Source organism: Pseudarthrobacter sp. WHRI 8279, from assembly GCF_040224115.2.
Lineage (GTDB): Bacteria > Actinomycetota > Actinomycetes > Actinomycetales > Micrococcaceae > Arthrobacter.
In genome coordinates this window covers 2,993,134-3,019,089 of record NZ_CP168162.1, presented here as the reverse complement: position 1 = coordinate 3,019,089, position 25,956 = coordinate 2,993,134, and the positions used below count along the sequence as shown (strand labels likewise).

General features: G+C 66.2%; 26 protein-coding genes and 1 riboswitch. Of the genes, 11 read left to right on the top strand and 15 right to left on the bottom strand.

Going from position 1 to position 25,956, the window contains the following annotated elements; all coding sequences use genetic code 11:
• Positions 1-28 precede the first annotated feature (28 nt).
• Complete coding sequence (locus ABRP28_RS13950; RefSeq protein WP_350004079.1) at positions 29-331, top strand: DUF1905 domain-containing protein; 303 nt, start codon at positions 29-31, stop codon at positions 329-331.
• Positions 332-345: 14 nt separating this feature from the next.
• Here ABRP28_RS13950 and ABRP28_RS13945 read toward each other — a convergent pair whose 3' ends face one another.
• The 3 genes from ABRP28_RS13945 to ABRP28_RS13935 are packed head-to-tail and all read right to left on the bottom strand — an operon-like array spanning position 346 to position 2,240.
• The gene (locus ABRP28_RS13945; protein WP_350004078.1) at positions 346-1,554 is read right to left on the bottom strand and encodes an O-succinylhomoserine sulfhydrylase; all 1,209 of its coding nucleotides are present in this window, start codon (positions 1,552-1,554) and stop codon (positions 346-348) included.
• The gene (locus tag ABRP28_RS13940; RefSeq protein WP_350004077.1) at positions 1,555-1,965 is read right to left on the bottom strand and encodes a rhodanese-like domain-containing protein; all 411 of its coding nucleotides are present in this window, start codon (positions 1,963-1,965) and stop codon (positions 1,555-1,557) included.
• A complete protein-coding gene (locus tag ABRP28_RS13935; RefSeq protein WP_350004076.1) occupies positions 1,962-2,240 on the bottom strand; it encodes a DUF1737 domain-containing protein in 279 nt (92 codons plus the stop codon). Before ABRP28_RS13935 ends, ABRP28_RS13940 begins: the two co-directional genes overlap by 4 nt.
• 13 nt (positions 2,241-2,253) lie before the next feature.
• Positions 2,254-2,367, bottom strand: a riboswitch (SAM riboswitch).
• A gap of 303 nt (positions 2,368-2,670) precedes the next feature.
• On the opposite strand from ABRP28_RS13935, the gene opgC reads away from it, so the two are divergent.
• Entirely contained in the window at positions 2,671-5,085 is a 2,415-nt protein-coding gene (gene opgC, locus ABRP28_RS13930) for an OpgC domain-containing protein (protein ID WP_350004075.1), read from the top strand.
• A 35-nt stretch (positions 5,086-5,120) separates the two neighbouring features.
• On the opposite strand, the gene ABRP28_RS13925 is transcribed toward opgC, so the two are convergent.
• Together ABRP28_RS13925 and ABRP28_RS13920 are read right to left on the bottom strand one after the other, a co-directional pair.
• Positions 5,121-5,711 carry a GNAT family protein gene (locus ABRP28_RS13925; protein WP_350004074.1) on the bottom strand — a complete coding sequence of 197 codons (591 nt, stop codon included), beginning with the start codon at positions 5,709-5,711 and terminating at the stop codon, positions 5,121-5,123.
• Between the two features lie 140 nt (positions 5,712-5,851).
• A complete protein-coding gene (locus ABRP28_RS13920; RefSeq protein WP_231455181.1) occupies positions 5,852-6,109 on the bottom strand; it encodes a hypothetical protein in 258 nt (85 codons plus the stop codon).
• Positions 6,110-6,381: 272 nt separating this feature from the next.
• Between ABRP28_RS13920 and ABRP28_RS13915 the strand changes: the two genes are divergently transcribed.
• A complete protein-coding gene (locus ABRP28_RS13915) occupies positions 6,382-7,095 on the top strand; it encodes a TetR/AcrR family transcriptional regulator C-terminal domain-containing protein (RefSeq protein WP_350004073.1) in 714 nt (237 codons plus the stop codon).
• A gap of 85 nt (positions 7,096-7,180) precedes the next feature.
• Here ABRP28_RS13915 and ABRP28_RS13910 read toward each other — a convergent pair whose 3' ends face one another.
• Positions 7,181-7,645, bottom strand: a complete 465-nt coding sequence (locus ABRP28_RS13910) for a pyridoxamine 5'-phosphate oxidase family protein (protein ID WP_350004072.1) — start codon at positions 7,643-7,645, stop codon at positions 7,181-7,183.
• A gap of 66 nt (positions 7,646-7,711) precedes the next feature.
• A complete protein-coding gene (locus tag ABRP28_RS13905) occupies positions 7,712-8,641 on the bottom strand; it encodes an aminodeoxychorismate lyase (protein ID WP_350004071.1) in 930 nt (309 codons plus the stop codon).
• Between the two features lie 100 nt (positions 8,642-8,741).
• Here ABRP28_RS13905 and cls point away from each other — a divergent pair, with 100 nt between their 5' ends.
• Positions 8,742-10,214 (top strand): cardiolipin synthase, encoded by a 1,473-nt coding sequence (gene cls / locus ABRP28_RS13900; RefSeq protein ID WP_350004116.1) that lies wholly within the window; start codon positions 8,742-8,744, stop codon positions 10,212-10,214.
• A gap of 76 nt (positions 10,215-10,290) precedes the next feature.
• Here the strand turns inward: cls and pabB are convergent, their stop codons facing one another.
• The 5 genes from pabB to ABRP28_RS13875 all read right to left on the bottom strand — a co-directional run bounded on the left by pabB (position 10,291) and on the right by ABRP28_RS13875 (position 15,226).
• Entirely contained in the window at positions 10,291-12,351 is a 2,061-nt protein-coding gene (gene pabB, locus ABRP28_RS13895; protein ID WP_350004070.1) for an aminodeoxychorismate synthase component I, read from the bottom strand.
• 50 nt (positions 12,352-12,401) lie between these two features.
• On the bottom strand, positions 12,402-12,941 hold the full coding sequence (locus ABRP28_RS13890; RefSeq protein WP_350004069.1) for a low molecular weight protein-tyrosine-phosphatase: 540 nt from the start codon (positions 12,939-12,941) through the stop codon (positions 12,402-12,404).
• 111 nt (positions 12,942-13,052) lie between these two features.
• On the bottom strand, positions 13,053-13,676 hold the full coding sequence (locus ABRP28_RS13885; RefSeq protein WP_350004068.1) for a LysE family transporter: 624 nt from the start codon (positions 13,674-13,676) through the stop codon (positions 13,053-13,055).
• Between the two features lie 127 nt (positions 13,677-13,803).
• Positions 13,804-14,622, bottom strand: coding sequence for a methyltransferase domain-containing protein (locus tag ABRP28_RS13880; RefSeq protein WP_350004067.1), 819 nt, complete (start codon positions 14,620-14,622; stop codon positions 13,804-13,806).
• Positions 14,623-14,701: 79 nt separating this feature from the next.
• Complete coding sequence (locus ABRP28_RS13875) at positions 14,702-15,226, bottom strand: MarR family transcriptional regulator (RefSeq protein ID WP_350004066.1); 525 nt, start codon at positions 15,224-15,226, stop codon at positions 14,702-14,704.
• 187 nt (positions 15,227-15,413) lie between these two features.
• On the opposite strand from ABRP28_RS13875, the gene ABRP28_RS13870 reads away from it, so the two are divergent.
• The 7 genes from ABRP28_RS13870 (at position 15,414) to ABRP28_RS13840 (ending at position 22,825) form a co-directional block, all read left to right on the top strand.
• Positions 15,414-17,606 carry an efflux RND transporter permease subunit gene (locus ABRP28_RS13870; protein WP_350004065.1) on the top strand — a complete coding sequence of 731 codons (2,193 nt, stop codon included), beginning with the start codon at positions 15,414-15,416 and terminating at the stop codon, positions 17,604-17,606.
• Between the two features lie 48 nt (positions 17,607-17,654).
• Positions 17,655-17,915, top strand: a complete 261-nt coding sequence (locus ABRP28_RS13865) for a hypothetical protein (RefSeq protein WP_350004064.1) — start codon at positions 17,655-17,657, stop codon at positions 17,913-17,915.
• Between the two features lie 238 nt (positions 17,916-18,153).
• Complete coding sequence (gene dnaK, locus ABRP28_RS13860; RefSeq protein ID WP_231455298.1) at positions 18,154-20,031, top strand: molecular chaperone DnaK; 1,878 nt, start codon at positions 18,154-18,156, stop codon at positions 20,029-20,031.
• A gap of 2 nt (positions 20,032-20,033) precedes the next feature.
• Positions 20,034-20,747, top strand: a complete 714-nt coding sequence (locus ABRP28_RS13855; protein ID WP_350004063.1) for a nucleotide exchange factor GrpE — start codon at positions 20,034-20,036, stop codon at positions 20,745-20,747.
• A 94-nt stretch (positions 20,748-20,841) separates the two neighbouring features.
• Positions 20,842-21,813 carry a DnaJ C-terminal domain-containing protein gene (locus ABRP28_RS13850; protein WP_350004062.1) on the top strand — a complete coding sequence of 324 codons (972 nt, stop codon included), beginning with the start codon at positions 20,842-20,844 and terminating at the stop codon, positions 21,811-21,813.
• A gap of 15 nt (positions 21,814-21,828) precedes the next feature.
• Entirely contained in the window at positions 21,829-22,254 is a 426-nt protein-coding gene (locus ABRP28_RS13845; RefSeq protein ID WP_350004061.1) for a heat shock protein transcriptional repressor HspR, read from the top strand.
• A 184-nt stretch (positions 22,255-22,438) separates the two neighbouring features.
• Positions 22,439-22,825 (top strand): hypothetical protein, encoded by a 387-nt coding sequence (locus tag ABRP28_RS13840; protein WP_350004115.1) that lies wholly within the window; start codon positions 22,439-22,441, stop codon positions 22,823-22,825.
• A gap of 12 nt (positions 22,826-22,837) precedes the next feature.
• Here the strand turns inward: ABRP28_RS13840 and ABRP28_RS13835 are convergent, their stop codons facing one another.
• The 3 genes from ABRP28_RS13835 to trxB all read right to left on the bottom strand — a co-directional run bounded on the left by ABRP28_RS13835 (position 22,838) and on the right by trxB (position 25,932).
• Positions 22,838-23,278, bottom strand: coding sequence for a low molecular weight phosphatase family protein (locus ABRP28_RS13835; protein WP_350004060.1), 441 nt, complete (start codon positions 23,276-23,278; stop codon positions 22,838-22,840).
• 36 nt (positions 23,279-23,314) lie between these two features.
• The gene (locus ABRP28_RS13830) at positions 23,315-24,703 is read right to left on the bottom strand and encodes an FAD-dependent oxidoreductase (protein WP_350004059.1); all 1,389 of its coding nucleotides are present in this window, start codon (positions 24,701-24,703) and stop codon (positions 23,315-23,317) included.
• A gap of 224 nt (positions 24,704-24,927) precedes the next feature.
• The gene (gene trxB, locus ABRP28_RS13825; protein WP_350004058.1) at positions 24,928-25,932 is read right to left on the bottom strand and encodes a thioredoxin-disulfide reductase; all 1,005 of its coding nucleotides are present in this window, start codon (positions 25,930-25,932) and stop codon (positions 24,928-24,930) included.
• Between the last annotated feature and the right edge of the window lie 24 nt (positions 25,933-25,956).

The window sequence follows — 25,956 nt, the reverse complement described above, 5'->3', positions numbered from 1 at the left end:
ACCCCCGCAGGCATGCAATACTCGGCGCGTGACGTCGTCGTACTCGTTCAAAGCGGAACTCTGGCTGTACCCCGGCGAGGCTGGCTGGCATTTCCTCACCCTGCCCCCGGACGTCGCGGACGATGTCCGCGCACAAAATGCAGGGCGCAGCAAAGCGTTCGGCTCAGTCCAGGTGAGTGCGGAAATCGCCGGCCAAACCTGGCAGACCTCGCTCTTCCCGGACACCACAACAGGGACGTACCTTTTGCCGGTCAAGAAGGCTATCAGGGCCAGGGCGCGAATCAGCGAAGGCGACTCCGTGGAAGTGAACCTGTCCGTTCAAGGCGCCTGATTCCCGGTGCAACCCTAGATCTGCTTGAGCGCCTGCTCCAGATCGCCAATCAGGTCGTCCACATCCTCCAAGCCAACGGAAAGCCGCACAACGCCGTCGCTCAGGCCAATAGCGGCCCGCCCCTCCGGCCCCATGGCGCGGTGCGTGGTGGTGGCCGGGTGGGTGATGAGGGACTTGGCGTCCCCGAGGTTGTTGGAGATGTCGATGATCCGCAGGCCGTCCAGCAGCGCGAAGGCGGCTTCCTTCCCCGAGCGGCCCCCGGAGGGAGCCAGCTCCAGGGTGAGGACCGTGCCGCCGGCACTCATCTGCTTTGCTGCCAGCTCATACTGCGGGTGGGACTTCAGCAGCGGGTACTTCACCCAGCTGACGGCCGGCTGTTCCTCCAGCCACTCCGCGAGCCGCAGCGCGGTGGCCGAGGAATGGTTAACACGCAGCGCCATGGTTTCCAGGCCCTTGGTGAGGACCCAGGCGTTGAAGGCGGACAATGCCGGGCCGGTGTGCCGCATCAGCTGCTTCACGGGGCCCTCGATGAACTCCTTGGTGCCCAGGATTGCCCCGCCGAGCACCCGGCCCTGGCCGTCGATGTGCTTGGTCCCGGAGTAGACAATGACGTCCGCGCCAAACTGCCCGCAGCGCTGCAGCAGGGGAGTGGCAAAAACGTTGTCGACGACGACGGTCGCCCCGGCCGCGTGAGCCAGTTCGCTGACCGCCGCGATGTCCACGATCTCCTGCATGGGATTGGACGGCGATTCGAAGAAGACGGCGGTAGTGGGCTGGGACAGGGCCTCGCGCCACTGCTCCAGGTCCGGTCCGTCAACGAAGACCGTCTCCACGCCCCACCGCGGCAGGATTTCGTTCAGGATCACGAAGCAGGACCCGAACAGCGAACGGGCGGCCACTACACGGTCGCCGGCACCGAGCAGGGCACCCAGGGCGGTGAACACGGCCGACATTCCGGACGCGGTCGCAAAGCACGCCTCTGTTCCTTCCAGGAGGCGGAGCCGCTCCTGGAACGTTGCCACGGAAGGGTTGCCGTAGCGGGAGTAGACAAAACGCTCGTCCTCGCCCGTGAAGGCGCGCTCGGCGGCGGCGGCAGATTCGTACACGAACCCTGAATTCAGGAAAATGGCCTCACTGGTTTCCTGGAAGTTGGTGCGGTCCAGGCCGCCGCGCACGGCCTGGGTATCGGGGCTCCAGCCGGCGGCGTCTTCGTTGAAGGTCACTTAGATCTTTCCCAGGTTTGTTGGCAGGCCGCGGTTCTTCCAGCCGTTGACGGTGCGTTCGCCGAAGCGGTCGGGGTCGCCTTCAAAGCCCTCCAGCACGTTGTAGGAGGTGAAGCCGGCCTGGGTGGCCGCTATGGCCGCCGCGATGGACCGCTGACCGGAGCGGCACAGGAACACCAGTTCTGTTTTGCGGTCTTCGGGCGCCTGCTGGTTGAGGTCGTTGATGAAGTCCGGGTTTGGAATGCCCCCGGGGAAGGTCCACTGGATGAACAGTGGATCGTTCTCTGTTGCCTTGGTGTCCGGGATCCCGATGTGGGCCCATTCGCCCTCGGTGCGTACGTCCACCAGGATGGCGCCCTGTTCCAGCTTGTCCCAGGCCTCCTGTGGCGTCAGATCTCCTGCGTAGCTCATGCGTGGCCCTCGCCGTCGAACTCAAGGTCTTCGCCTGACGACTCCAGGTCGTCCACGGCATCCGCCACTGCGGCGTCTGCCGAGGCGATGGCTGCCGGCAGGACCACGGCCTGTGCCACGATCACGCTGGTGCCGTTGAAGGTTGCGGCGGGGCTGCCGTGCAGCACATAGCCTTCCGCCAGGGCGTTCGAGATCCGCTCGCAGAATTCACGGTTGTCCGGGCCGCTGATGAGGCGGTAGGACAGTTTTTCTTCAGGGGCAGGTGCGTCAGACACGACGGATCTCCTTCTCTCACGCTTGCAGCTCGAATGGTCGATATGCCGAGTATTCACCTGAGGCACCCCGCCGTGGAAGGAGGGTTGCCGACCGGCCAGTCAGGGCTTGGCGCCGGTACTCATTACTCCCCAAAAACGTAACACTTGCCGCCCGGGGCTGCACCGCCGTCGTCGTCATGTTGCGTAACTGAAGGATGCTGCGCGGAGGCGCGGCACCAAAGATGCATGCGCCACGTCCGTTCAACGCACGACGGCGGCGCCACCTTGGGCATGCAGGTGCCAGGTGCCTGCCGCCAGCGCCAGCCCGGATAAAGTTTGTCCAGGGGCGCCGCCCCGTCACTTGAGGAATAAGTCCCTGGGGGGTCTCATCAGCACGCTATCCGCTCCCGCACGTCCCGCCCCGAGCGGCCGCCCGCGGCCCCTCCACCGGATGGCTGCCGTCCTCGCCGCCGCGCTGATGGCCGTCCTGGCCGTGGTGGTGCCCGCCGGGCCGGCGCAGGCGGCCCGAAACCTCCCGGAGGAAGGCAAGCCGCTGCTGGGCGCAGTCCTCGAATGGGGAGAGGACACCGCCGGGGGCTTCTCCGAGCGGCTCGGGGCATCCCCCGCGATCTTCGGACACGACATCGCCTTCCCCTTCCGCGCCTCGGAAGAGGGCGACATCCGGGGCTTCCTGGAGCAATCCGCCGGACAGGGCGCCGATGCGATGCTCACGGTAAGGCCTGTTGTCCCGCTGGACCAGGTCACCCCTGACGCCGCTGCAGCTTTTGCCGGGGAAGTGCGCCGGATAAAAGGTGACTCTAAAAGCCAGCTGCTCATCCGCTTCGCTCCGGACATGAATGCCAGCTGGGTGGAGTGGGGCCAGCAGCCGGCCGCCTACCGGCAGTCATTCCAGGCGGTGACAGCGGCTTTCCGGGCGGCCGGGACCGCCGGCGGTTATGCCATGGTGTGGGAACCGTATTTGGGCAGGGACTATCCCTTCGAACGGAACCGGAACGCGCCCGCGCCCGGAACCGAAGGGTTCTCCCTGTTGGACACCAACGGCGACGGCGCCTGGAACAGCTCGGACAAAGCCTACGAACCCTACTACCCCGGGGACGACGCCGTGGACTGGGTGGGCTTGACGGCCTACCACGATGACACTGCAGGGGGTACCGCGGTCAATACCGTTCCCCGCGCCGGTGAGCTGCAGGAGATGCTGACGGCCTCCGGCGGGGAAAACTTCTACGGGACGTATGCGGCGGGGCGGGACAAGCCCTTGATGCTGCAGACTTCGGCCTTTTACAGCCCGTCCGCCGGAGGTGCCGCGGAAGCGGAGATCAAGGACAGCTGGTGGGGCCAGGTCCTGGGAGCTGCCGGATCAGCCGGTTTCGCGATGACGGGCGCAGTGGTCTGGGACGAACGCACCAGTACACGGGACACGGGTGTGGCCAGCATCGACTGGCGCCTCACCGGAAACGCGGGGATTGCCGAGGCTGCCCGCACCCGGCTTGAGGGATCCCCGGTGGTGACGGGGCCGGTTACCGATGTCACCCCTGGTGCATCGTTCGTCAGGTCCAACACGCTGTCCGGGGCGGCCGCCTGGAGCGTGGGGGCGGCCCTCCTCATCCTCCTGGTGGCACTGTGGCAACTCCCCGCCAAAGTCGGTGCGGTCACGGCCTGGGGCTACAGCGACAGGTCCAGCAGGGACTCCCGCGTGGACCTGCTCCGTGGCCTTGCCATCGTCTTTGTGGTGGTGAACCACCTGGGCCTGGTGTCGCTGTTCCAGCTCCTGACCCAGGAGGCGGTGGGCTTTGTTTCGGGCGCCGAGCTGTTTGTCCTGTTCTCCGGGCTGGTGGTGGGCATGGTCTATGGGCCCAGGGCGAAGGACGACTTTGGAACGGTGGTGGACCTTACTTCGCGCCGGGCAGGAAAGCTCTACCTGACGGCGCTGGTGGTGCTGGTGGGCGTCTTCCTCTTGTCGCTGCTGCCGGTGTTCCGGACAGATGCGCTCACGACCTTCGTGGACCAGGGCACGGGCGGTGCAGGGCATGAAGGTGCCGGCCGCAGCTACGACCTCTATGCAGGCATGGAAACGCTGTTCCAGTTCCCCGTGCCGCCACAGGTTCTTCCCGCCATCCTGCTGCTCCAGTTCGGGCCGTGGCAGTTCAACGTGATGGGCCTGTACGTGGTGCTGCTGCTGGCCAGCCCCCTGATCCTCGCGGCCCTCAACCGCGGTAAAGCCGTGTGGGTGCTGGCGGCATCGCTGGCCGTGTACGCGGCGGGTACGGTGACGCGCTTCCGGATCCTGCCGTCGCAGTTCGAGGATTCATTTCCCCTGCTGGTGTGGCAGGTGCTGTTCGTCGTCGGCCTGGCGGCCGGGTTCCACCGGCGGAGGATCGTGGCCTGGCTTTCAGCGCACCCCTGGGCGGTGGCGGCCTGCACCGCCCTGGCCTTCGCGTTTGCCTTCCTGTCATGGGGCAATCCGTACCTGGCCAACGGGTTTGACGTCCGCCTGGCGATCATGCCGGACACCGCGTACCGGGCCATGTATGACCTGTTCTTCGGACGCACCTACCTCGCTCCGGGCCGGCTGTTAAACGTCCTGGTCCTGGTGGTGGCGGCCTATGCCTTCCTCACCGCGTACTGGAAGCCGGTGCAGCGCGCCTTGGGCTGGTTCCTGGTCCCCCTGGGCCGCGCCACCCTCTATGTGTTCATCATGCACGTGGTTCTCATAGCCGTCGTTGCCAATATTCCTGCCCTCCAGCAGGGAAACATCTTGGTCAACACCCTCGCCTATGCCGTAGTCCTCGGGCTCCTCTGGGTGATGGTGCGGACCCGGTTCCTCTTCAAAATCATCCCCACCTAAGGACGCGACCTCCGCGGAGGCTTATCTGAACTCACTCATGGCTGCGGCAGGATCAGCTGGTGGAGCAGATGGTCCTGCCACCGGCCTGCGATCTTCAGGTATTGCGGCGCAACCCCAATCTCCCGGAACCCTGCCCGCTGCAGGATCCGCTTGGACGCTGTGTTGTGCAGCAGGGTGGCAGCTTGGATGCGGTGCAGGCCAAGCCCGGTGCGGGCGTAGTCGACCGCGTGCAGAACGGCGGCCGTGCCAATCCCTTGCCCGGTGAGTTTGTGGTCCACCCAGTAGCCGAGGTTCGCGCTGAGGAAGGGGCCGCGGACGATCCCCGTCAGCGTGACTGTCCCAGCCACGCGCCCGCCCGCCCGGCCGGTGCGCGGCGTGCCCCCGCCGTCGTCCTCTTCCTGTACCAGTACCCACGGAACTTCCGAGCCCAGCGCGTACTGGCCGAGCTTGGCGCGGATTATGTCCGACTGGTGCCCGCCGGTAAAGAACGCATCCGAGCGTTTCGGCTCCCATGGAGCCAGGTGCTCTCGATTGCGCGTGTAGGCCTCGGACAGCGCGACGGCGTCCGCGGCCGTGAGCAACCTGATGCGTAGTCCTGCGCGCAGGTCAGCGCTGCTGTCAATCATGTACGGATCCTTTCGGGCGGGGCGCTGTGGATGCAGCGTATCCGGCCGCCGCCAAGAAGAGATCCGCAGGAACAGGAATGGCGTGGACCCCGTGCCCGAAGGCACGTGGTCCACGCCATTGTCCGTCTACTGCGGCTTTGCTATACGAGCCCGGGGTAGCTCGCCAGGATGTAGTCGGCGGCAGCGGGGCCCTTCATGCGCAGCCCGTTGTGGCCGGAGGCAATCCTGCGGTGGCTCATGGCTGCCCAAAAGTCCGATTCAGGTCCCGGTTTCTGCTGGTTGATAAAGCACCAGCTGGTGTACAGGCCGTACAGGCGGTCACGGTCCAGCGTGGATTCCGAGGCCTGGTCGAGGTAGGTGGCTTCTTTGAGAAAGAGGTCGAACTGCGAATGTGCCAAGACGGCTTCCCTTCGCTAAGTGCGGTGGTACTGCCGTTCGGCTACAGCAGCGAACCTCAATGCCGTGCACAGGGCAATGGAGTGTGGATGAAGCCGCAAAACAGGTGGGCTGCTGAACAGCGGCACTACGAATTTGCTGACTACCGAATTGTTGGTTCCGGGCGGTGTCACTGCCGCATCTACACTGTAGACTTTAGCCGTAGACAACCAATCAGGCAAGCGCATGGAATTTCCCTCCCCATCAGGGCTTGCCGCCATCCAGGACGGAAACAATGGCCTCCGCGAAAGTCCCCGCGAACTTCACCGGGCCAGCCCAAAAGCAGCGCCTGAGCCGGGAGCTCGTACTGGCGAAAGCGCTCGAAGTGGTTGACGCCGAAGGCCTGGACGCACTGACCATGCGCCGCCTCGGCCAGGAACTGGGCAGGGACCCGATGAGCCTCTACCGCTATGCGGAGAACCGCGCCGCGCTGCTGGACGGGGTCACCGAGCTGGTGCTCAATGAACTCACCATCCACCCCCAGGATCCCGACTGGAAAGCCCAGCTGCGCCAGATCGCGCACGATCTACGCCGCCTGGCCCTGCAGCACCCCAACGTGGTGCCACTGCTCGTGACCAGGCCGCTCTCCACCCCGCTGGGACTGCGGCCGCTGGGCACCCTGCGTCCCCTCGAGCAGATCCTCTCCCTCCTGATCGGGGCAGGCTTCAGCCCGGCCGACGCCCTCCACGTCTACCGCGCCTACTACGGCTTCCTCTATGGCCATATCCTGAACGAACTCCAGGAATTCGTGGTGGACCCGGAGGAGAACGAAGCCCTGCTGCGGCTCGGCCTGCACCGGTTGCCCGCCAAGGAGTTTCCGCGGCTGCGGGCACTGGCCCCCGCCCTGGCCGAGTACGAGGGCTCGGCCGAGCTGGACCAGGGCGTCACCATCCTGCTGTCCGGGCTCGAAGCGCAGCTTTCACTGCGCCTGGGCAGCTCGGCCGGCTAACCGCCGTCCGCAAGTGCCAAGCCGCGATCGGCAAGCGCCAAGCCGCCGTTGAAAACTCCCTGCGGACGCCGGACCGGGAACGGAACTACTCGAAGGAAGCGCGGCGCTTGTCCTGGGCGCGGGTGGCCCAGACGTCGGGGCGGTTCACCTTGAAGCGGCGGCCCGTCAGCGCGCGGGCCGACAGCCGGATGTAGTTCGCCTTCTCGCCCGGCTGCCATGGTTCAAGTCCCAGGCTGTCCACGGCATCCTTGTCTGCCTGGTCCTCGATGAGCTGGGTATCCCCGCGCAGCACCACGCTCCACGCCTCTTCGGTGTGGGGATCGTAGCCGTCGATTTCCAGGGCCGCAGGCCGTTCGGACAGTGCGCTCCAGAGTTTGGTGACGCCGGCCGTCCGGAACGCGATGCTTCGGCGGTGCACCACGTAGTTGATCGGGAAGATCTCCGGGTGGCCGTCCACTACCACTGCAAGGCGGCCGACTGTGTCATTAGCCAGGAGTTCCCAGCATTCGTCAAAGGTCAGGGTGCCATCCGGCTGCGTCTGCGAGTCCATGAACCACACCTTACGGCCACTGTCCCTGCGGAACCTAGAGTGCGACGGCCCGAATCGCAGGCCGAGCTACTGGATGCCCGCAAACAGTTCGTTGAGTTCCGCGGTGAGTTCCTTCTGGACTGACGGCGTGCCCACCTGCTTGCCGTCGATGTGGTTGACCGGGGCCAGCAGCCGGACACTGGAGATCAACCACACAGCATCGGCGTCCAGCAGGTCCTGCGGCTCCAGCGGGCCGTAGCCCAGTTCCCATCCTGCTGCCTTGGCGGCGGTGAACAGCGCCCCTTGCGACGTTCCGGGCAGGATCCCTCTGTCCAGCTGGGGCGTGATCAGCCGCTTCACGGATGTGCCGTCGTCGGTCTTTTCCACGTGGGCCAGCAGCACAGTGGAGGTGGGACCCTCCAGGACCCGGCCGTCCGTGGAAATGAAGATGACGTCGTCCGCGCCCTGTTTGTGGGCGTGGCGCAGGGCAGCCATGTTGACGGCGTAGGAGAGTGTCTTGGCGCCGAGCAGCAGCCACGGTGCGCGCTCGGCGGCGTCGCTGTCATAGCCGCGGTCAAGGAGGATGACGTCGATCCCGGTTTCGCGCTGGCGCCGGGCGCCTGCGCCCACGGGCGAGACCTGCACCCAGCAGGTGGGGGCAGCCGCGCCCTCCACACCGCGGGTCACCACAAGCTTCACCACCAGTTCGTCCCCGGCCCCGGCGGCGGGAGGGTTCTGGACCCGGTGCTCGGACAGTGCGGTGGCAATGGCCCGGCGCCACTCGTCCTGACCGGGGATGGCGAGGTCAAGCGCGTCTGCGGAGCCGGCAAGACGGTCCAGGTGGGCCTGGATCTTCCGGACGTTTCCGCCCACGGCCAGCATGGTCTCGAAGACACCGTCACCGCGGGTGGCGCCCTGGTCTGTCACCATCAGCTGCGGCTGGGAAGCGTCGGCCAGCCGGCCGTCAGGGTAAGTGGGGTCGAGGAAAACGAGAACCACGGGCGCTGGAGAGGTCATGGCTCCAGCTTAGTGCGGCGTCCCACCGATAAGCTGGGCGAAGTGCCCTGGCTGGAAACCGTCCGCCGGGAGCTCATTTTCCGGGGGTTCATCTCACGTGTTGTGGCCATTTTCGCTTGCCGGCACCGCTCCAGGGTGGGTGGTTGTGGTGCTGGGCATCGCCGACCTGGTGATCAGGGTGCTGGCTGTGGGCATCATTCCCGGCAACAGGCGGCCCACTACGGCCATGGCCTGGCTGCTGGGCATCTTCTTCGTTCCGTTCGTGGGCATCATCCTGTTCCTCCTGTTCGGCAACTTCAAGCTCTCCAGCCGCCGCCGGGAGCAGCAGCAGCAGGTCAACGAACGGGTGCGGGCCGGGATCTCCTCGCTTGCCGACGTCGAAAGCGACTACCCGGGACCCGAATGGGTCAAGTCCGCCGGGGAACTGAACCGCAGGCTGGGGTCCCTGCCCATGGTGGACGGCAACTCCGTGGACCTGATCCCCGGCTACCCGGACTCCCTGCTGGAGATGACAAACGCGGTCCGCAAGGCGAAGAAGTTCGTCAACGCCGAGTTCTACATCATGAGCACGGACCACATCACCGACGACCTCCTCACGGCCATGGAGGAGGCAGCCGAGCGTGGCGTGGAAGTGCGCGTGCTGTTCGACCATATCGGCACGCTCCGGGTGCAGGGCTACCGGAAACTGCTGAAGCGGCTGCGCGCCGGCAAGATCCAGTGGAAGCGGATGCTGCCGCTGCTGCCCATCCACGGCCAGTGGCGCCGGCCGGACCTGCGCAACCACCGCAAGATCATGGTGATCGACGGCGAAATCGCCTTCACGGGTTCACAGAACCTGATCGAGCCCTCCTACAACAACCCCCGGCACCGCAAGGCAGGCCGCGAATGGGTGGAGCTGATGGCCTGCCTCCGCGGGCCCATCGTCACCACGCTGAACGTTGTTTTCGCCACCGACTGGCTCAGCGAAACCGATGAATCGCTGGAGCACCAGCTGCAGCTTCCGGCCAATCCGGAACCGGGGAACGTCACCGCCCAGGTGGTTCCCAGCGGCCCCGGGTTCATCACCGAGAACAACCTGCGGCTGTTCAACACCCTGATCTACTCGGCCCAGCACCGGATTTCCATCTGCAGCCCCTACTTTGTTCCGGACGACTCGCTGCTCTACGCCATCACCACAGCCGCCCAGCGCGGGGTGGACGTGGAGCTTTTCGTATCTGAGAAGGGTGACCAGTTCCTGGTGCACCACGCCCAGCGGTCCTACTACGAGGCCCTGCTGGAAGCCGGCGTCCGGATCTACCTCTACAAGGCCCCGTTCGTGCTCCACGCCAAGCACTTCACCATCGACGACGAGGTGGCGGTCCTCGGCTCCAGCAACATGGACATGCGCTCCTTCTCCCTGAACATGGAGGTTTCCGTCATGCTGTTGGGCGAGGACATCGTCACCAAGATGCGGGCCGTGGAGGACACCTACCGGGACATATCCCACGAGCTCAAGCTGACGGATTGGATCAACCGGCCCCTGGCGGCCCGCTACGTGGACAACGTGGCGAGGCTGACGGCAACGGTCCAGTAAACCCTGGGAGTTTTTGTCCACTTATGTAGGGTTTAGGGGACCTGAAGTCTGCATATCTGGACAAAAACTCCAGGGGTCAGGTGTGGGGGAAGTCCGCGCCGAGCGTTGAGAGGACGCCGAACGCCTTGGTGCGGATTTCCTCGTATTCGTCCTCCGGATCCGAATCCGCGGTGATGGCACCGCCGACGCCGAGCGTCAGTTCCGCCGTTCCGTCGCCGCGGGTGCTGGTCACCAGGGTCCGGATGGCGACGGCGAGGTCCGTGGCCCCGTCCAACGAAAAATAGCCGATGGCTCCCGAGTAGACCCCGCGGGGTCCGCCTTCCAGGCTGTCCAGGATGGCCATGGTGCTGATTTTGGGCGCGCCGGTCATGGATCCGGCGGGGAAGCAGGCGGCCACGGCTTCGGCCCGGGGTGAACCGGGTTTCAGCTGCGCATCGATGGTGCTCACCATCTGGTGCACCGTGGCGTAGCTTTCGATGGCGCAGAGCCTGCTGACGGTCACCGAGCCGGGCACGGCGAAATGGCTCAGGTCGTTGCGCAGCAGGTCCACGATCATGATGTTTTCGGCGCGGTCCTTCAGCGCCGTGGCAAGGTCTGTGCGAAGTTTGGCGTCCTCGGCAGGGTCTGCACCCCGGCGGCGGGTTCCCTTAATCGGCTCTGCCCGCATGCCGCCGTCGGCCGCGATTTTCAGGAACCGCTCGGGCGAAGTGCTGGCTACCGTGAGGCTGCCAAAGCGCAGGTAACTGGCAAAGGGGGCGGGATTCCTGCGGCGCAGCGCCAGGTAGGTGGTCCACGGATCCAGGGCATCCGCCGGAATGTCCGCGGACAGGGCGGTGGTCAGGCAGACCTCGTAGGAGTTCCCCTCCCCGATCTGGTGCTGTGCTGCAGAGATTTTCGCCAGGTATTCAGCGCGCGTGTCCCGGCTGCGGAATTCCGGCGCTGCCGGGAGGACGACGCCGGTGCTGCCGCCGGCCCTAGCGGCCGGCCCTGCGTTTTCCACGGCGGCCCGCGCCCGGTCCAGCCAGTCATCCGCGTCGGGAGCGTCCAGTGCCAGGAGCCAGGCGGTTCCTTCGGCGTGGTCCAGGACCACGGCCCTGCCGGCAAAGATGAGCGCCGCGTCGGCGGTGGGGGAGGGAACGTCGGTGCCGCCCGTCTCGCGCTTGAGCTCGTACCCCAGGCACCCGAGCCAGCCGAGCGTGAACCCGCCGGGGTACGCCTTGGGACTCTCGACGGCGGGGAGGCCCCACAATGTGTCCAGCCAACGGAAAAACGGGCCCTGTACGGTGGCGGTGGCGCATCCCGCGCTCATCAGGCTCTGGCCCGAACGGTGCGTTACAGACTGGCCGAACGTGCCGCCGTCGTCCGCCATGATGCTAAAGCGGCTGCGCTCCGCAGCCGCCGCTTCCCCTCCGTCCTGCTCCGGCAGGGCCCCCGCGTTGGAGGAGTCCAGCCAGACGGCGTTGGCCGAGCGGCCGTATAGGGAACGGAAAAGTCCTGGGCCGTCCGGGCGGACGTCCAGCCGTTCCGCGCGGAGGCGCAGCCCCCGCCGTGCTGACAGTTCCGGTGCCAGGGCCGGGGCCAGCGCCGGAAGGTAGGGGAGGACCTGCAGCACGTCCGCCGGTGCTGATCCGTCCGCGGGGTTCCGGACGCGGATATCGGCAATGCTGGGGACGTTGTCCGCCGCGAGCCACGCCTCTTCCTGCGCTGCCCACTGGTCCCAGAACGGCTCATAGGTTTCGCCATCCCGGTCCAGCGCCCGGATCCGGCGCACGTCATCCGGCGCTTCGGCCCAGATCACCGCGTTCAGCAGCGGCCGGGCCTCTGCCGCGGCGGCCCCGACGCCCTCCACAATGACGATCTCGGCCGGAAGCGTCACCCGGGATTCGCCGTCGTAATGCTTCTCCCAGTTCCAGCAGACCCAGGAGGCTGCCTCCCCGCGGCTCAGGGGAGCGAGCACCGTGGAGACATACCTCTCGATGCCCGCCGCCAGCCCATTCCAGCCGGGGTATATGTCCTCAAGGTGGAACAGCGACACCCTGTGGTGCGCGCGCAGCCTGGCGGCCAGTTCGACGGCGAGCGTGGTCTTCCCAGCGCCGGAGCGTCCGTCAATGGCGATGATGACGGGGGCTGGGCTCATGGAGTAGAGCGTACCTTTACGGCCGCCGGCCTTGCACAACGGGCAGGGAGCTAACGGGCCTGCCGCTGGAGTTCCGCGCCCCGGAGGACGGCCGACTTGATGTGCTCCACGATCCCCGGGAGTGCAGCGTGGATCTGGTGCCAGACGGCGTCGAAGTCCGCGTGGCCGCCGTACCAGGGGTCCTCGATGCCCTGGTCCAGCAGGTCCAGGCCTGCCGTGGCGGGATCGAAGCTGCGGAACATGCGGATCTTGTCCAGTGACTCCTGGTCCGGAGCGGCTTCGCTGAGCCAGGCATAGTGGTCGATGTCCAGCGCAAGGATCAGGTCCCTTGAATGGAACCAGTCCAGCTCCCACTCGCGTGCCACGTGCTGCTCTGAGCCAAGCTGGGTGGCGGCGAGCCGGCGGGCGGCCCGGGGGTCAATGGGGCGTCCGGCCTCGTAGCCGGTGGTTCCTGCGGAGTCCACGGCCACCAGGCCGTCCAGGCCTTCGCGTTCAAGGGCCGCGGCGAGCATGAGCTCAGCCATGGGGGACCGGCAGATGTTTCCGGTGCAGACGGCGATGACGCGGTATGGGCTCGACGCTGAGTTCATGAAACTAAGCATGCGCGCTATTGGACGGATTGGCTAGAGAAGTCATTCACATTGCTTGACAGCCTTGTAAAGAAACTTTCTTTCCGTGTCACGAACGCTGGATGGTTGAGTCTAGTGAAGGACGGCGAGGAGGATGCCCACGCCGATGAAGAGCACGCCAAAAACCTTGCTGAGGACCAGCTGCCCACGGGTGGAGCGCGTAAAGCGGTGGAAGGACCGGGCGGCTGCCGCAAAGAAGAACCACATCACCAGGATGTCAATGGCAATAATCGTGGCAGTCAGCACAATGTACTGGGGGAGCAGCGCCTGTTCGGGCCTGATGAACTGGGGCATGAAGGCCAAAAAGAAGATGATGGCCTTGGGGTTGAGCAGATTGACCCACAGCCCCCGGCGGAAGATGGACCAGGCGGGCTCATTCCGGAGGGCGGCGGTTTGCTGCTCTTCGAGAACCGGCTTGCTCAGGAACTGCCTGATGCCCAGGTACACCAGGTAGGCGGCGCCTGCGAAGCGGATGATGTTGAAGGCGACGGGAGAGCTTGCCACCAGCACTCCGACGCCGAGCGCCACGATCACCACGTGGATCACCAGGGCTGCCTGTTGTCCCAGGATGCCCCAGATGGACCGGCGGAACCCGGCGTTCAGGGAGTTGCTCATGGTGTTGATGGCTCCGGCGCCGGGCGTGAAGCTGATCAGGGTTCCGGCGCCCACCAGGGCGAGCCAAAGGGAGAATTGCACCATTCGAGTTTAGTGGTCGTTGGCGCCACCTAATCACCTGTTTGCCCTGATGGCGGGCCGCAACTGCCGTACAGCAGGTGCACCCGGTGAGACCTGTGGGCAAGCCACGTATCAAAGCGCCGCAAGGTCAGGCCCGGGCGATGACCTCGCCGTTGGGGATCAGGAACCACCCGTCGTCGGTGGAACCCCAACGGTGCCACCCGGCCGAGATCCGGGCCAGGTCCGCAGGGTTGGCGAAGCCGTACTCCAGTGCCTGCTCCGCGAAGGCGGAATGGAGCACGCGTTCGCCCCACACGCGCGCCTGCCACCGGCGCTGCTGGCTGGTGGCATAGAGCCAGTTGCTGCTGGAGGGCGCCACGTCGGTAAACCCGGCCGCCTGAGCCCAACTCACCAGCCGCCGGCCGGCGTCGGGTTCCGCCCCGTTCCGCCGCGCGATGCGCTGGTAGAGCTCCATCCACTCGTCCAGTTCCGGAATGGCGGGGTACCAGCTCATGCCGTGGAAATCGGCGTCGCGCACGGCAACGATGCCGCCGGGCTTGGCCACCCGCCGCATCTCACGCAACGCCTCCACCGGGTCCGTAAGGTGCTGGAGCACCTGGTGGGCGTGGACGACGTCGAACGTCTCATCCTCAAAGTCCAGGTCATAGATATTGCCGGCCACGAACTCCACGTTGGGAACCTCGCGCTCCATGGCGAGCGCCTTTGCCTGGGCGATGATGTCCGGGGACCGGTCCAGCCCCGTCACCTTCCCCGGTGCCACCAGGGCGGCGAAGTCGCACGTGATGGTGCCCGGTCCGCAGCCGACATCAAGCACGCCGGACCCAGGTGTGAGGTGCGGCAGGACGAACGCTGCCGAATTCTCGGCGGTCCTGGCGGCATGGGCGCGGACCACGGATTCATGGTGGCCGTGCGTGTAAACGTCGTCTTCAGGCTGCTGCGCACTCATAACCAAACGCTACCCCCAACTGCTACTTACTTGGGTGGTGGGGATTGCCGGGCGGGGTGGGGCGGGGGAGTTGGTTGGGTCAGGCAGGGTTGTCCGGCTGGCTGGCGGAGGACTCTTCGCGCGCCGCAACCGTGGCCTCCACCATGGCAGTCATGAATCGGGTGACGGTATCCAGCTCCTCGGCCGAGAATCCGGCCATGGCACTGCCCATCTGGCGGGCCAGCGGAGCGAAAATTGCACCGCCCTCCTGGAAAGCCTTGGGCGTCATCCTGAGCTGGACCTGACGGCGGTCCGAGCCGTGCCGCTCACGGGTCACGTGCCCGGAATGGTCCAGCCGGTCGATCAGGGCAGTGGTGGCGGGGGAGCTGAGGTGCAGTTCCTTGCGCAGGAGTCCGGGAGTAACCACATTTCCCTTGGCGGTGTGGCGCATGATCACGGCCAGGGCGTTGAGGTCTGTCCGGTGCATGTCCTTGCGGCCGCCTGCCGTGTCCACGTAGCGGTTGGCCTCCAGCGTGAACTCCTGCAGGAGGCGCACCAGGGGATGGGGTCCGCCGGCAGGCTGCGGAGGCCCTCCCTGCGGTGCCGGGTCGGTGCCGTATGCCATGTCCACCTCCTGGTCCTTGGCCGCCTGCAGAGCATTTGTGCTTTGCGTACTGACGGATATTACTTGAGCGGCCCAAGCGCCCCAGTATCCGGGAAATCCAGAAAAAGCTAGCCAGACGCTTATCTCCATGGTGGAGATACTCTAATATGGAAACAATGCTACTCCCGCCCGTCGTCCGGAAGGCGTCATGAAACACAAATCGGAAAGAACGGAACGCGTGCCGTTCTGGCTGCGCTGGCTGGTCCCCGTCATCCTGGTTCTGACGTGGCTGGCACTCGCCGGCGTCGGAGGCCCCACTTTCGGACGCCTCGAAGAAGTCTCATCCAATGACCAGGCTTCCTTCCTGCCCGCCAGCGCTGAGGCTACGGCCGCACAGGACTGGCAGGCGAAGTTCCGGGATTCGGACGAGGTGCCCGGCGTGATCGTGATCGAGAGCGATGAAGCCTTCACTCCCGCGCAGCTGGGTGAGGTGGCAGGCCTGAAGGAAGAACTGGAGGGGCTGCAGCTTGGCAGCGCCGTCATCGGCCCGATCCCGTCCGAGGACGGCAAAGCGGTCCAGTTCATCGCGCCGATCGATTCGTCCGCTGAGGTCAAAGAGGCTGTACAGGAGCTGAGGGACACCGTTGCCGAGGCCGCCCCCGAAGGGATGCAGACCTTCGTGACCGGACCTGCCGGACTCGCCGCGGACCTCACGGCCGCCTTCGCCGGCATTGACGGAATCCTCCTCCTGGTGGCCCTCGCCGCAGTATTTGTGATCCTCCTGATTGTTTACCGCTCCCTCCTGCTGCCCATCATGGTGCTCCTGACGTCCGTCTTTGCGTTGTGCGCAGCCATCCTGCTGGTCTTCGGAATGGCAAAGGCCGGATGGATCCAGCTGAACGGCCAAAGCCAGGGAATCCTGTCCATCCTGGTGATTGGTGCCGCAACGGACTACGCCCTGCTCTACGTGGCAAGGTTCCGCGAGGCCCTGACCCACACCACCAACCGCACCGCAGCCGTCCTGACCGCGTGGAAGGCATCGTTCGAGCCCATCCTGGCCTCTGGCGCCACCGTGATCATTGCCCTGCTGTGCCTGCTTTTCTCCGACCTGAACTCCAACAAGGCCCTGGGCCCCGTGGCTGCTGCCGGAATTCTCTGCTCCCTGTTCGCGGCCCTCACGCTGCTCCCGGCACTGATGGCTCTACTGGGCCGGGCGGCCTTCTGGCCGTTCCGCCCCAAGCTGGTCCCGGAGGACGAGCGCGAGCCCGAACTGGTGACCGGGCTGGAGGGGCAGAAGGGCCTGTGGCGCGCCACCGGATCCCTGGTCTCCAGGCGTCCTCGCGCGGTCTGGATCGCCTCGGTCCTCCTGCTGCTGGTGGCGTCCGCGGGCGTCCTGCAGCTCAAGGCCAACGGCGTCCCGCAGACGGACGTGATCCTCACAGCCTCCAACGCCGTCGACGGCCAGGACGCCCTGGCCCGGCACTTCGACGCCGGCAGCGGCAGCCCCGCCGTCGTGGTTGCGGACCAAGGCAAGGCGCAGGAGGTGCTGGATGCGGTGAAAGCCGCCGACGGCGTGGGGGAGGCTTACCTGCTGGCGCAGGGCAGCGTACCAATCACCGGAGCCCCCGGCGCTCCCAGCGCCCCCGACGTCCGCGACGGCAGGGTGCTCATCAACGCCACCCTGAACTCTGCCGCGGACTCCCTGGAGGCCGAGGAAGCGGTCAAGGCCCTGCGCGAAGACGTCAAGGCCGTGGACCCGGAGGCCCTGGTGGGCGGGGTGACGGCGACCGCGCTGGATACCAACACCACCGCCCAGCGCGACCTGGTGATCATCATCCCCGTGGTCCTGGTGGTTATCCTCTTCATCCTGATGCTGCTGCTCCGCTCAGTCCTCGCGCCGGTGCTGCTGGTGCTCTCGGTGGTGCTGTCCTACGCGGCAGCCATGGGGGTTTCGGCGTTCGTCTTCAACAACATCCTGGGTTTCCCCGGCGCTGATGCCACCGTTCCGTTGTTCGGTTTCGTATTCCTGGTGGCACTTGGGGTGGACTACAACATCTTCCTGATGAGCCGGGTCCGGGAGGAGTCGCTGAAACACGGTACCCGGCCCGGCATCCTTCGCGGCCTGGGCGTCACCGGCGGCGTGATCACCTCCGCCGGCGTGGTCCTGGCCGCCACCTTCGCCGCCCTGGGCGTCATCCCCATCATGTTCCTGGTGCAGCTGGCCTTCATTGTGGCCTTCGGCGTGCTGCTGGACACCGTACTGGTGAGGTCGCTGCTGGTGCCGGCCCTGGCCTACGACATCGGCCCGCGCATCTGGTGGCCCAGCAAGCTGGGGCGGCAGGCGGTTGGGGAGCGTCCGGGCCGGGCTGAGGCCCTGTTGGAGGAAACGCCGGCTCGATAGACTGCCTCTGCGCCCGCATGGACGCGGAACTCAAAGGAGAGATGCACCATGACCGAGAACCAGGAATCCCCGGCCGAGCAGCCCCGCAAGGGAAGCACTGCCCCCGGGCTGGAAGGCGAGGGCGGGCAGTACGTGGAGGGCGACTATGGCGATGCCGGTGCCGTGGGGGAGCCGGCCGGGAACCTTGAGGACGGGGAATACCCGGACGGGGACTACGGCGAAGCCGGCACGTCCGGCACGGCCCGCGAAGCGGACGCAGCCCGGGAAGAGCGGGACCCCCTGCACGGCCGGCGCGACAGCGAGCGGTAGCACCTCAACACAAGCAGTACGGCGGTAGGTTCTCCAACAGCGAAAGCGGAGAGCCGCCGTCGTCCGCGTTTAAGCGCCAAATCCGCGCCAGTGCTGGCGGCTGCACGGATCCCTGCGCCGAAGTTGAGCGTACCCCGCTCAACTTGGGATTGACATCAATCGCGTGCTGAGTAAAGTTGAGTGCAGAACGCTCAATAGCGGGCGCCAACCAGTTTCCAAGGAAAGAAGGAAGCAACACATGTCACGTGCAGTAGGTATCGACCTCGGAACCACCAACTCCGTCGTCTCCGTTCTCGAAGGTGGCGAGCCCACCGTTATTGCCAACGCCGAGGGTGGCCGCACCACGCCGTCCGTCGTTGCATTCTCCAAGTCCGGCGAAGTCCTGGTGGGCGAGATCGCCAAGCGCCAGGCCGTCAACAACATTGACCGCACCATCGCCTCGGTGAAGCGCCACATGGGCACGGACTGGACCGTCAACATTGACGAGAAGAAGTACACCCCGCAGGAAATTTCCGCGCGTATCCTCATGAAGCTGAAGAACGACGCCGAGTCCTACCTGGGTGAAAAGGTCACCGACGCCGTCATCACCGTCCCGGCCTACTTCAACGATGCCGAGCGCCAGGCAACCAAGGAAGCCGGCGAAATCGCAGGCCTGAACGTCCTGCGCATCGTCAACGAGCCCACCGCGGCAGCCCTGGCCTACGGCCTGGACAAGGGCAAGGAAGACGAACTCATCCTGGTCTTCGACCTCGGCGGCGGTACCTTCGACGTCTCGCTGCTGGAAGTCGGCAAGGACGAGGACAACTTCTCCACCATCCAGGTCCGCGCCACCGCCGGTGACAACCGCCTGGGCGGCGACGACTGGGACCAGCGCGTCGTTGACTACCTGCTCAACCAGCTCAAAGTCAAGGGCATCGACCTGTCCAAGGACAAGATCGCCCTGCAGCGCCTCCGCGAGGCAGCCGAGCAGGCCAAGAAGGAACTCTCCTCCTCCTCCAGCACCAACGTCTCCCTCCAGTACCTGTCCGTCACCCCCGACGGCCCGGTCCACCTGGACGAGCAGCTGACCCGCGCCAAGTTCCAGGACCTCACCAAGGACCTGCTGGAGCGCACCAAGAAGCCGTTCCACGACGTCATCAAGGAAGCCGGCATCAAGCTCTCCGACATCGACCACATCGTGCTCGTCGGCGGTTCCACGCGTATGCCCGCCGTCTCCGAACTGGTCAAGGAACTGGCCGGCGGCAAGGAGCCCAACAAGGGTGTGAACCCGGATGAGGTTGTAGCCGTTGGTGCCGCCCTGCAGGCCGGTGTGCTGAAAGGTGAGCGCAAGGACGTCCTGCTGATCGACGTCACCCCGCTGTCCCTCGGCATCGAAACCAAGGGTGGCGTGATGACGCACCTGATCGAGCGCAACACCGCCATCCCCACCAAGCGGTCCGAGACCTTCACCACGGCGGACGACAACCAGCCCTCCGTTGCCATCCAGGTCTTCCAGGGCGAGCGCGAGTTCACCCGCGACAACAAGCCGCTGGGCACGTTCGAGCTGACCGGTATTGCTCCGGCTCCGCGCGGCGTCCCGCAGGTTGAGGTCACCTTCGACATCGACGCCAACGGTATTGTCCACGTCTCCGCGAAGGACAAGGGCACCGGCAAGGAACAGTCCATGACCATCACGGGCGGTTCCAGCCTCTCCAAGGAAGACATCGACCGCATGGTCAAGGATGCCGAGGAGCACGCAGCCGAGGACAAGGCCCGCCGCGAGGCAACCGACACCCGCAACACCGCCGAGCAGCTCGCCTACTCCGTGGACAAGCTGATCGCCGACAACGCCGACAAGCTGCCTGAAGAGGTCAAGACCGAGGTCCAGGCCGACGTCGACGACCTCAAGAAGGCACTCGAAGGCACCGATGACGCCGCGGTGAAGGCAGCCTTCGAGAAGCTGCAGGCTTCCCAGGGCAAGCTGGGCGAGGCCATCTACTCCCAGGCCGGCTCACCCGACGGCGCCACCGGCGCTGCAGGTGCTGAAGGCGCTGCGGGTTCCGCTGCCGGTGACAAGGCTGGCGACGAGGACATCGTTGACGCCGAGATCATCGACGAAGACGAAGCGAAGAAGTAATCATGCCCCATCACGGTAACGAGGAAGAACACAACGCCTCCACCGGCCAGGGCGGGCACGACGGCGAGCCGGTCATCCGGGACAACCGCAAGGTTGACCCGGTGACCGGGCAGGCCCGGCACCCGGAGGGCGGCCACCATGAAGGCGGCCAGGGCGCAGGTTCGGCTTCCGCCGGGCAGGATTCCGCTGGGCAGGATTCCGACGGCGACGCCCTTGCCCAGGCCGAGGAAATCCTCAACGGCGTGGAGGTGCCGGCGGAGGAATCCGTGGCGCAGGGCGCGGCTGCAACGGGCTCGGCGAACGCAGAGGCAGCCGAGCTGCGGAACGACCTCCTCCGGCTGCAGGCCGAGTACGTCAACTACCGCAAGCGCGTTGAACGGGACCGCGCGGTGGCAGGGGAGATGGCCGTCATCGGCGTCCTGAACTCCCTGCTTCCGGTCCTGGACGACGTGGACGCGGCGCGCCAGCACGGCGACCTGGCCGACGGACCGTTCGCCGCGATCGCCACCAAGCTGGAGAACGCGTTGAAGACCTATGGCCTGGTCCGCATCGACCAGACCGGCGTGGAGTTCGATCCCACGATCCACGAGGCCCTGATCCAGCAGCCCGGCGAGGACATCGAGGTTGACACCGTCAGCCAGGTGCTCCGCTCCGGCTACAAGTCAGGCGACCGGGTCCTCCGCGCAGCCCAGGTGATTGTGGCCGTTCCGGCTTAGCATTACTCCCATCGAGATGACAGTTCGCGGCAGTGATTCGACAGAACATTGGCGCGAACTGTCATCTCGGCACAATTCTTGAAAGGAAACGCCATTGGCTAGCCAGGATTGGGTGGACAAGGACTTTTACGCGATCCTTGGTATCGCCAAGGACGCTTCCGACGCCGACATCAAGAAGGCGTACCGGAAGCTCGCGCGGCAGCACCACCCGGATACCAATGCGGGCAATGCTGCCTCGGAGAAGAAGTTCAAGGACATCTCCGAGGCCTACTCCGTGCTCTCGGACCCCGATGAGCGCCAGCAGTATGACGCCATCCGGGCCATGGGCGGCGGTGCCCGGTTCGCACCTGGCGGAGCCGGGGCGGGCAGCGCCGGCTTCGAGGACATGTTCGGCGGCCTGTTCACGGGCAACACCGGGCGGCATGCGGGCGGGTTCAACCCCTCCGCCGGCGGCATCCCGCCGGAGTTCGCCGACCTCTTCGGCGGTGGCTTCGGCCAGAGCGGATTCCAGCGGACCCCGCAGAAGGGTGCGGACCGCACAGCTTCCACGAGTATTTCCTTCGCCGGTGCCATCCGCGGCACCACCATCGGCCTTCGGGAGCCCAGCGGCGAAGTGATCGACGTCCGGGTGCCCGCGGGCATCAAGGACGGCCAGAAGGTCCGCGTGCGGGGGAAGGGCCAGCCTGGCGCCGCCGGTTACGGGGACCTGGTGGTGTCCGTCGCCGTCCAGCCGCATGCGTTTTACACGCGCGACGGCGACAACCTGCGGATCCACGTTCCCGTCACCTTCCCCGAAGCTGCTTTGGGAGCAGACATCGAGGTGCCCACGATCGACGGCGAAAAGGTGCGGGTCCGCGTTCCGGCCGGCACGCCGTCGGGCCGCACCCTGCGGGTCAAGGGCAAAGGCGTGAAGACGTCCAAGGGAACCGGCGACCTGCTGGTGACCATCGACGTCGCCGTCCCCAAGAACCTGAACAAGGAAGCCGAAGCCGCGGTCAAGGCGTTTGCCGAGGCCACGTCCGGAGCCGATGTCCGTGAGGGCCTGGCCGCCAAGGCCCGGTTGTAGCAGGGGAGGTGTGCTGTGGACGTCAGTGCTGACCAGCCTATCTTCGTGATTTCGGTCGCGGCTGAACTTGCGGACATGCACCCCCAGACGCTCCGGCAGTACGACCGCCTGGGCATCGTCTCGCCCAGCCGTGCCCCCGGCAAGTCCCGCCGCTACTCCCAGCGGGACATCAACATGCTCCGTGAGGTGCAGCGGTTGTCCCAGGAAGGCGTCTCGCTGGAGGGGATCAAGCGGATCCTGGAGCTGGAGAACCAGGTGGCCGCCCTGCAGAGCAGGGTTGCGGAACTGACCGAGGAACTCGGCCGGCGCCGGCAGCCGCTGGACACCCGGATCTTCGCTGCGGGCGCTGCGGGCGACGTCGTGAGCCTGGCACGCGGCCAGCGTCCACGCCCGCGCTCTCAGGCTGTGGTGCTGTGGCGGCCTCGCGCCATCGGCAGGTAAGTACAACACCACGGGTACGGGCAGGAAATAGAGTACCCACTACTCGTGACCCCTGGAGCCCCCGGAAACTTCAATGGAACCATTGCTGGATCAGCAGCAGTGGTTCCAAAGTTTCTGGGGGTTTTTCCATGTGTGGTTTCGCTTTTTGCAGCCCTGCCGTTGGGGTTCACCGATGAGCCCGGGGATGGAGTCGGTGGCAGCGTTCAGCGGCTCGCTTCCCGGCCAGATGCTGCTGGCACTCGGACAGACGGTGGTGGTGGTGTGCGTTTGCTTTGACATGGTGCGGGCACTGTCCGTCCCGAGGTCCCACCGGCGCTACCTGGCCAGCACGGTATTCCGCTCCCTGGCCATTCCGTCCATCGTGGTGAATGGCCTGACGGTGCTCATCGCGCTGGTGCTGTGGTCCTGGATCGATGTGGTTATGGGCATGTTCGTGCTGGTGGCCATCATCTTCCGCCTCCACCACGACAAGGACGAGGACAACTGGTGGAAGGGCAAGGGCAAGAAGTTGGCCCGCTGGGCGCGCCGGCAGTTTGCCGGCCGCACTTCCGCCGCTCCTGCGATGGGGTAGGCGGCATCGCGGCTAACCGCGGGAAAGATCCTCATAAAGGTCCCGGACACGGGACCTGATGTCGTCCCGCACCAGGCGCATGCGCTCCATGCCCTCAATGCCGCGCTCGGAGGGCTCGTCGGTCTCCCACACCTCAAAGCGCGTTCCCTCGCGGGGCTCGAGCTTCGCTTCCGTTCCCAGCACGATCACCGCATCCACAACGTCCAGGACGTCCTCCGTGACCGGCTTGGGGTGTTCGCTGCTGATGTCGATGCCCAGTTCGGTGAGCGACTCCACGGCCTGGGGGTTCAGGGACTTCCCGGGTTTGGTGCCGGCCGAGTACACGGTGACGTTCCCGTTGGCCAGCTGGTTCATCAGGCCGGCGGCGAGCTGGGATTTTCCGCCGTTCTTGCTGCAGACAAAGAGGACGGCCGGTTTCTTGGACGCGGGTGGCTGGTGGCTGGGGTTGGACATGGTGCTGCTCCGGAGGTCGGTGTTCAGTGTCTGGATCTAGTTGCTGCCGGAGCGGCCGTGGGAAAGCCCCGTGGGAAAGCCCACCAGGACAGGCTCGGGGGATGCACAGCAGCCGGCATCGGGCTGGGCGGCGGATGCGGCGGGGACGTCGCAGCTGGTGCCGGCGTCCGTGGAGCAGACGCCGGTCTCAGGCAGTTCCAGCTGGACGGTGTCAGCCGCCTCGCGGTCCCCGGCCAGGGCGGCCACCACCGAGCGGACCTGCTCATAGCCTGTGGCCAGGAGGAACGTGGGTGCCCGGCCGTAGGACTTCATGCCCACGATGTAGAAGTCCTTGTCCGGGTGGGCAAGGAGCTTGGCGCCGTGAGGGGGGACGGTGCCGCAGGAGTGGAATTCCGGGTCGATCAGCGGGCCGAGCTCGCGGGGAGCTTCGACGGCGGGATCGAGCTCCAGCCGGAGCTCGCGCAGGATGTCCAGGTCGGGGCCGAACCCGGTGCAGGGGACCACAACGTCGGCATCAAGGGTGCGGCCATCGGCGGCTTCGACTGTGACATGGGAGTCGAGGGTCTTCAGTGAGCTGATGCCGAAGCCGGTGTGGAGCTCAATTTTCCCGGCCTCCACGAGGCGCCGGACGCGGCCGCCGAGCTGTCCCCGGGCAGGAAGCCCGTCGGCGTCGCCGCCGCCGTAGACTTTGGCGGCCGAGGCGCCGCGGACGGCCCAAAGGATCCGGGTGTCGGGCTCATCCTTGGCGAGGTCTGCGAGGCCGGTCAGCGTGTTGGCGGCGGAGTGGCCGGCACCCACCACCAGGACCCGGCGTCCTGCGAAGGCTGCCCGGTCACGGCCCGTAACGTCCGGCAGCGGTGCGGAGATCCGGTCCGCTGCGGTGTCCTCGCCGATGGCGGGTAGGCCTGAGGTGCCCAAGGGGTTGCGGCGGGACCAGGTGCCGGATGCGTCGATGACGGCGGCAACGGTGTGGTCCCGGGTTTCCCCGTCCGCGTGCTCTGCCCGGACAGTAAAGGGTGTGGTGTCCCGGTTGCGGGTGTGGGTCTTATCCAGCCCCGCCCGGGTCACGGCGGTGACCCGGGCGCCGGTCCGCAGCCGGGAGGCTATGGCGGGCAGCGCAGCCAGCGGCGCAAGGTAATTGTCCACGAGTTCCCCGCCGTATGGCAGCGCGGTGGGCCGGGGGGCTTCCCACCCGGCGGACTCCAGGAGGCGCACCGCGGCGGCGTCAAGGTTGAACCGCCAAGGGGAGAACAGCCGGATGTGCCGCCATTGCTCAATGGCCGCCCCCGCCGTCGTGCCTGCCTCGAAGATGAGCGGCTCGAGGCCGCGCTCCAGCAGGTGGGCCGCCGCGGCCAGCCCCACGGGACCGGCGCCGATCACGGCAACGGGAAGAGCTTGTGCTGCAAGGTTCTGTGCTGCATCCATGGTGTCCTCTGTTTCATCCGTAGGTGTGCGCGGTGGGCGGCCCAACCAGGTAGCAGTAGATGTCGTTTGGGGGCTCATAACGACACTTGCTGCTACCTGGTTGGGGGAGGGGGCGTGCTGGGGTTAGCAGCAGTCCTCGTCAGTGCAGGAACCGTCGTCGCAGCAACCGGAATCGCCGCAGCATCCTCTATCCATTCAGCTCACCCCCTCCCCTAGCAGGGTTTCTAGGCGTGGGTTGGTTCCTCCACCAGGGCGGTGGCGATGCTGTCCGCGTCCTCGAGGGCTGCGAGGTAGCGTTCGGCGTCGAGTGCTGCGGCACAGCCGGTGCCGGCAGCGGTGATGGCCTGCCGGTAGCGGTGGTCCACGGCGTCCCCGCAGGCAAAGACGCCCGAGAGGTTAGTGACGGTGGTGGGGGCGTCCACCTTGATGTAGCCCTCGTCGTCCAGGTCCACCTGCCCGGCAACCAGTTCGGTGCGCGGGACGTGGCCGATCGCTACGAAAATACCGGTGGCCGACTGTTCCCGGGTCTCCCCGGTGCGGGTGTCGGTGAGCGTGACGCCGGTGACTTTGCTGTCGCCGTGGATGGCGGTGATGGCAGAGTTCCATGCGAAGCTGATCTTGGGATGGTCCTTGGCACGCTGCGCCATGATGCGGGAGGCGCGCAGCTCCTCGCGGCGGACGACGACGGTCACCGACTTGCCGAAGCGGGTCAGGAACATCGCTTCCTCCATGGCCGAATCACCGCCGCCGACCACGATGATGTCCTGCTCGCGGAAGAAGAAGCCGTCGCAGGTGGCGCACCAGGACACGCCGTGGCCGCTGAGCTTCTTCTCCTCGGGCAGCCCGAGTTCCTTGTAGGCGGAACCCGTGGCGAGGATGACGGCGGGGGCCTCGTGCACGTCGCCGCCGCCCGTGACCACGCGCTTGAGGTGGCCCGCCAGCGCCACCTCCGTGACGTCGTCGAACACTACCTTGGCGCCGAACTTTTCCGCCTGCTGCTGCAGCCCGTCCATCAGTTCAGGGCCCTGGATGCCGCCCGGGAAGCCGGGGAAGTTCTCCACTTCCGTGGTGTTCATCAGTGCCCCGCCTGCGGTGACCGAGCCGGCCAGGACCAGGGGCTCCAGCCCGGCGCGGGCGGCGTAAATGGCGGCGGTGTAGCCGGCAGGGCCGGAACCGATGATGATCAGCTGTTCTTTGTTGACGCTCTCTGCGGTCGCGGTTTCAGTCACGGGAGTCTCCTGATGCTCTTGGGA

Coding starts and splice junctions, on each gene's coding strand:
- ABRP28_RS13835 (WP_350004060.1), bottom strand. CDS start 23,278: ATGTCCAACCCCAGCCACCAGCCACCCGCGTCCAAGAAACCGGCCGTC.
- ABRP28_RS13890 (WP_350004069.1), bottom strand. CDS start 12,941: ATGAACTCAGCGTCGAGCCCATACCGCGTCATCGCCGTCTGCACCGGA.
- ABRP28_RS13840 (WP_350004115.1), top strand. CDS start 22,439: ATGGAGTCGGTGGCAGCGTTCAGCGGCTCGCTTCCCGGCCAGATGCTG.
- dnaK (WP_231455298.1), top strand. CDS start 18,154: ATGTCACGTGCAGTAGGTATCGACCTCGGAACCACCAACTCCGTCGTC.
- ABRP28_RS13910 (WP_350004072.1), bottom strand. CDS start 7,645: ATGGACTCGCAGACGCAGCCGGATGGCACCCTGACCTTTGACGAATGC.
- ABRP28_RS13855 (WP_350004063.1), top strand. CDS start 20,034: ATGCCCCATCACGGTAACGAGGAAGAACACAACGCCTCCACCGGCCAG.
- opgC (WP_350004075.1), top strand. CDS start 2,671: ATGGCTGCCGTCCTCGCCGCCGCGCTGATGGCCGTCCTGGCCGTGGTG.
- ABRP28_RS13915 (WP_350004073.1), top strand. CDS start 6,382: ATGGCCTCCGCGAAAGTCCCCGCGAACTTCACCGGGCCAGCCCAAAAG.
- ABRP28_RS13830 (WP_350004059.1), bottom strand. CDS start 24,703: ATGGATGCAGCACAGAACCTTGCAGCACAAGCTCTTCCCGTTGCCGTG.
- ABRP28_RS13905 (WP_350004071.1), bottom strand. CDS start 8,641: ATGACCTCTCCAGCGCCCGTGGTTCTCGTTTTCCTCGACCCCACTTAC.
- ABRP28_RS13865 (WP_350004064.1), top strand. CDS start 17,655: ATGACCGAGAACCAGGAATCCCCGGCCGAGCAGCCCCGCAAGGGAAGC.
- ABRP28_RS13925 (WP_350004074.1), bottom strand. CDS start 5,711: ATGATTGACAGCAGCGCTGACCTGCGCGCAGGACTACGCATCAGGTTG.
- ABRP28_RS13875 (WP_350004066.1), bottom strand. CDS start 15,226: ATGGCATACGGCACCGACCCGGCACCGCAGGGAGGGCCTCCGCAGCCT.
- ABRP28_RS13880 (WP_350004067.1), bottom strand. CDS start 14,622: ATGAGTGCGCAGCAGCCTGAAGACGACGTTTACACGCACGGCCACCAT.
- ABRP28_RS13940 (WP_350004077.1), bottom strand. CDS start 1,965: ATGAGCTACGCAGGAGATCTGACGCCACAGGAGGCCTGGGACAAGCTG.
- ABRP28_RS13870 (WP_350004065.1), top strand. CDS start 15,414: ATGAAACACAAATCGGAAAGAACGGAACGCGTGCCGTTCTGGCTGCGC.
- pabB (WP_350004070.1), bottom strand. CDS start 12,351: ATGAGCCCAGCCCCCGTCATCATCGCCATTGACGGACGCTCCGGCGCT.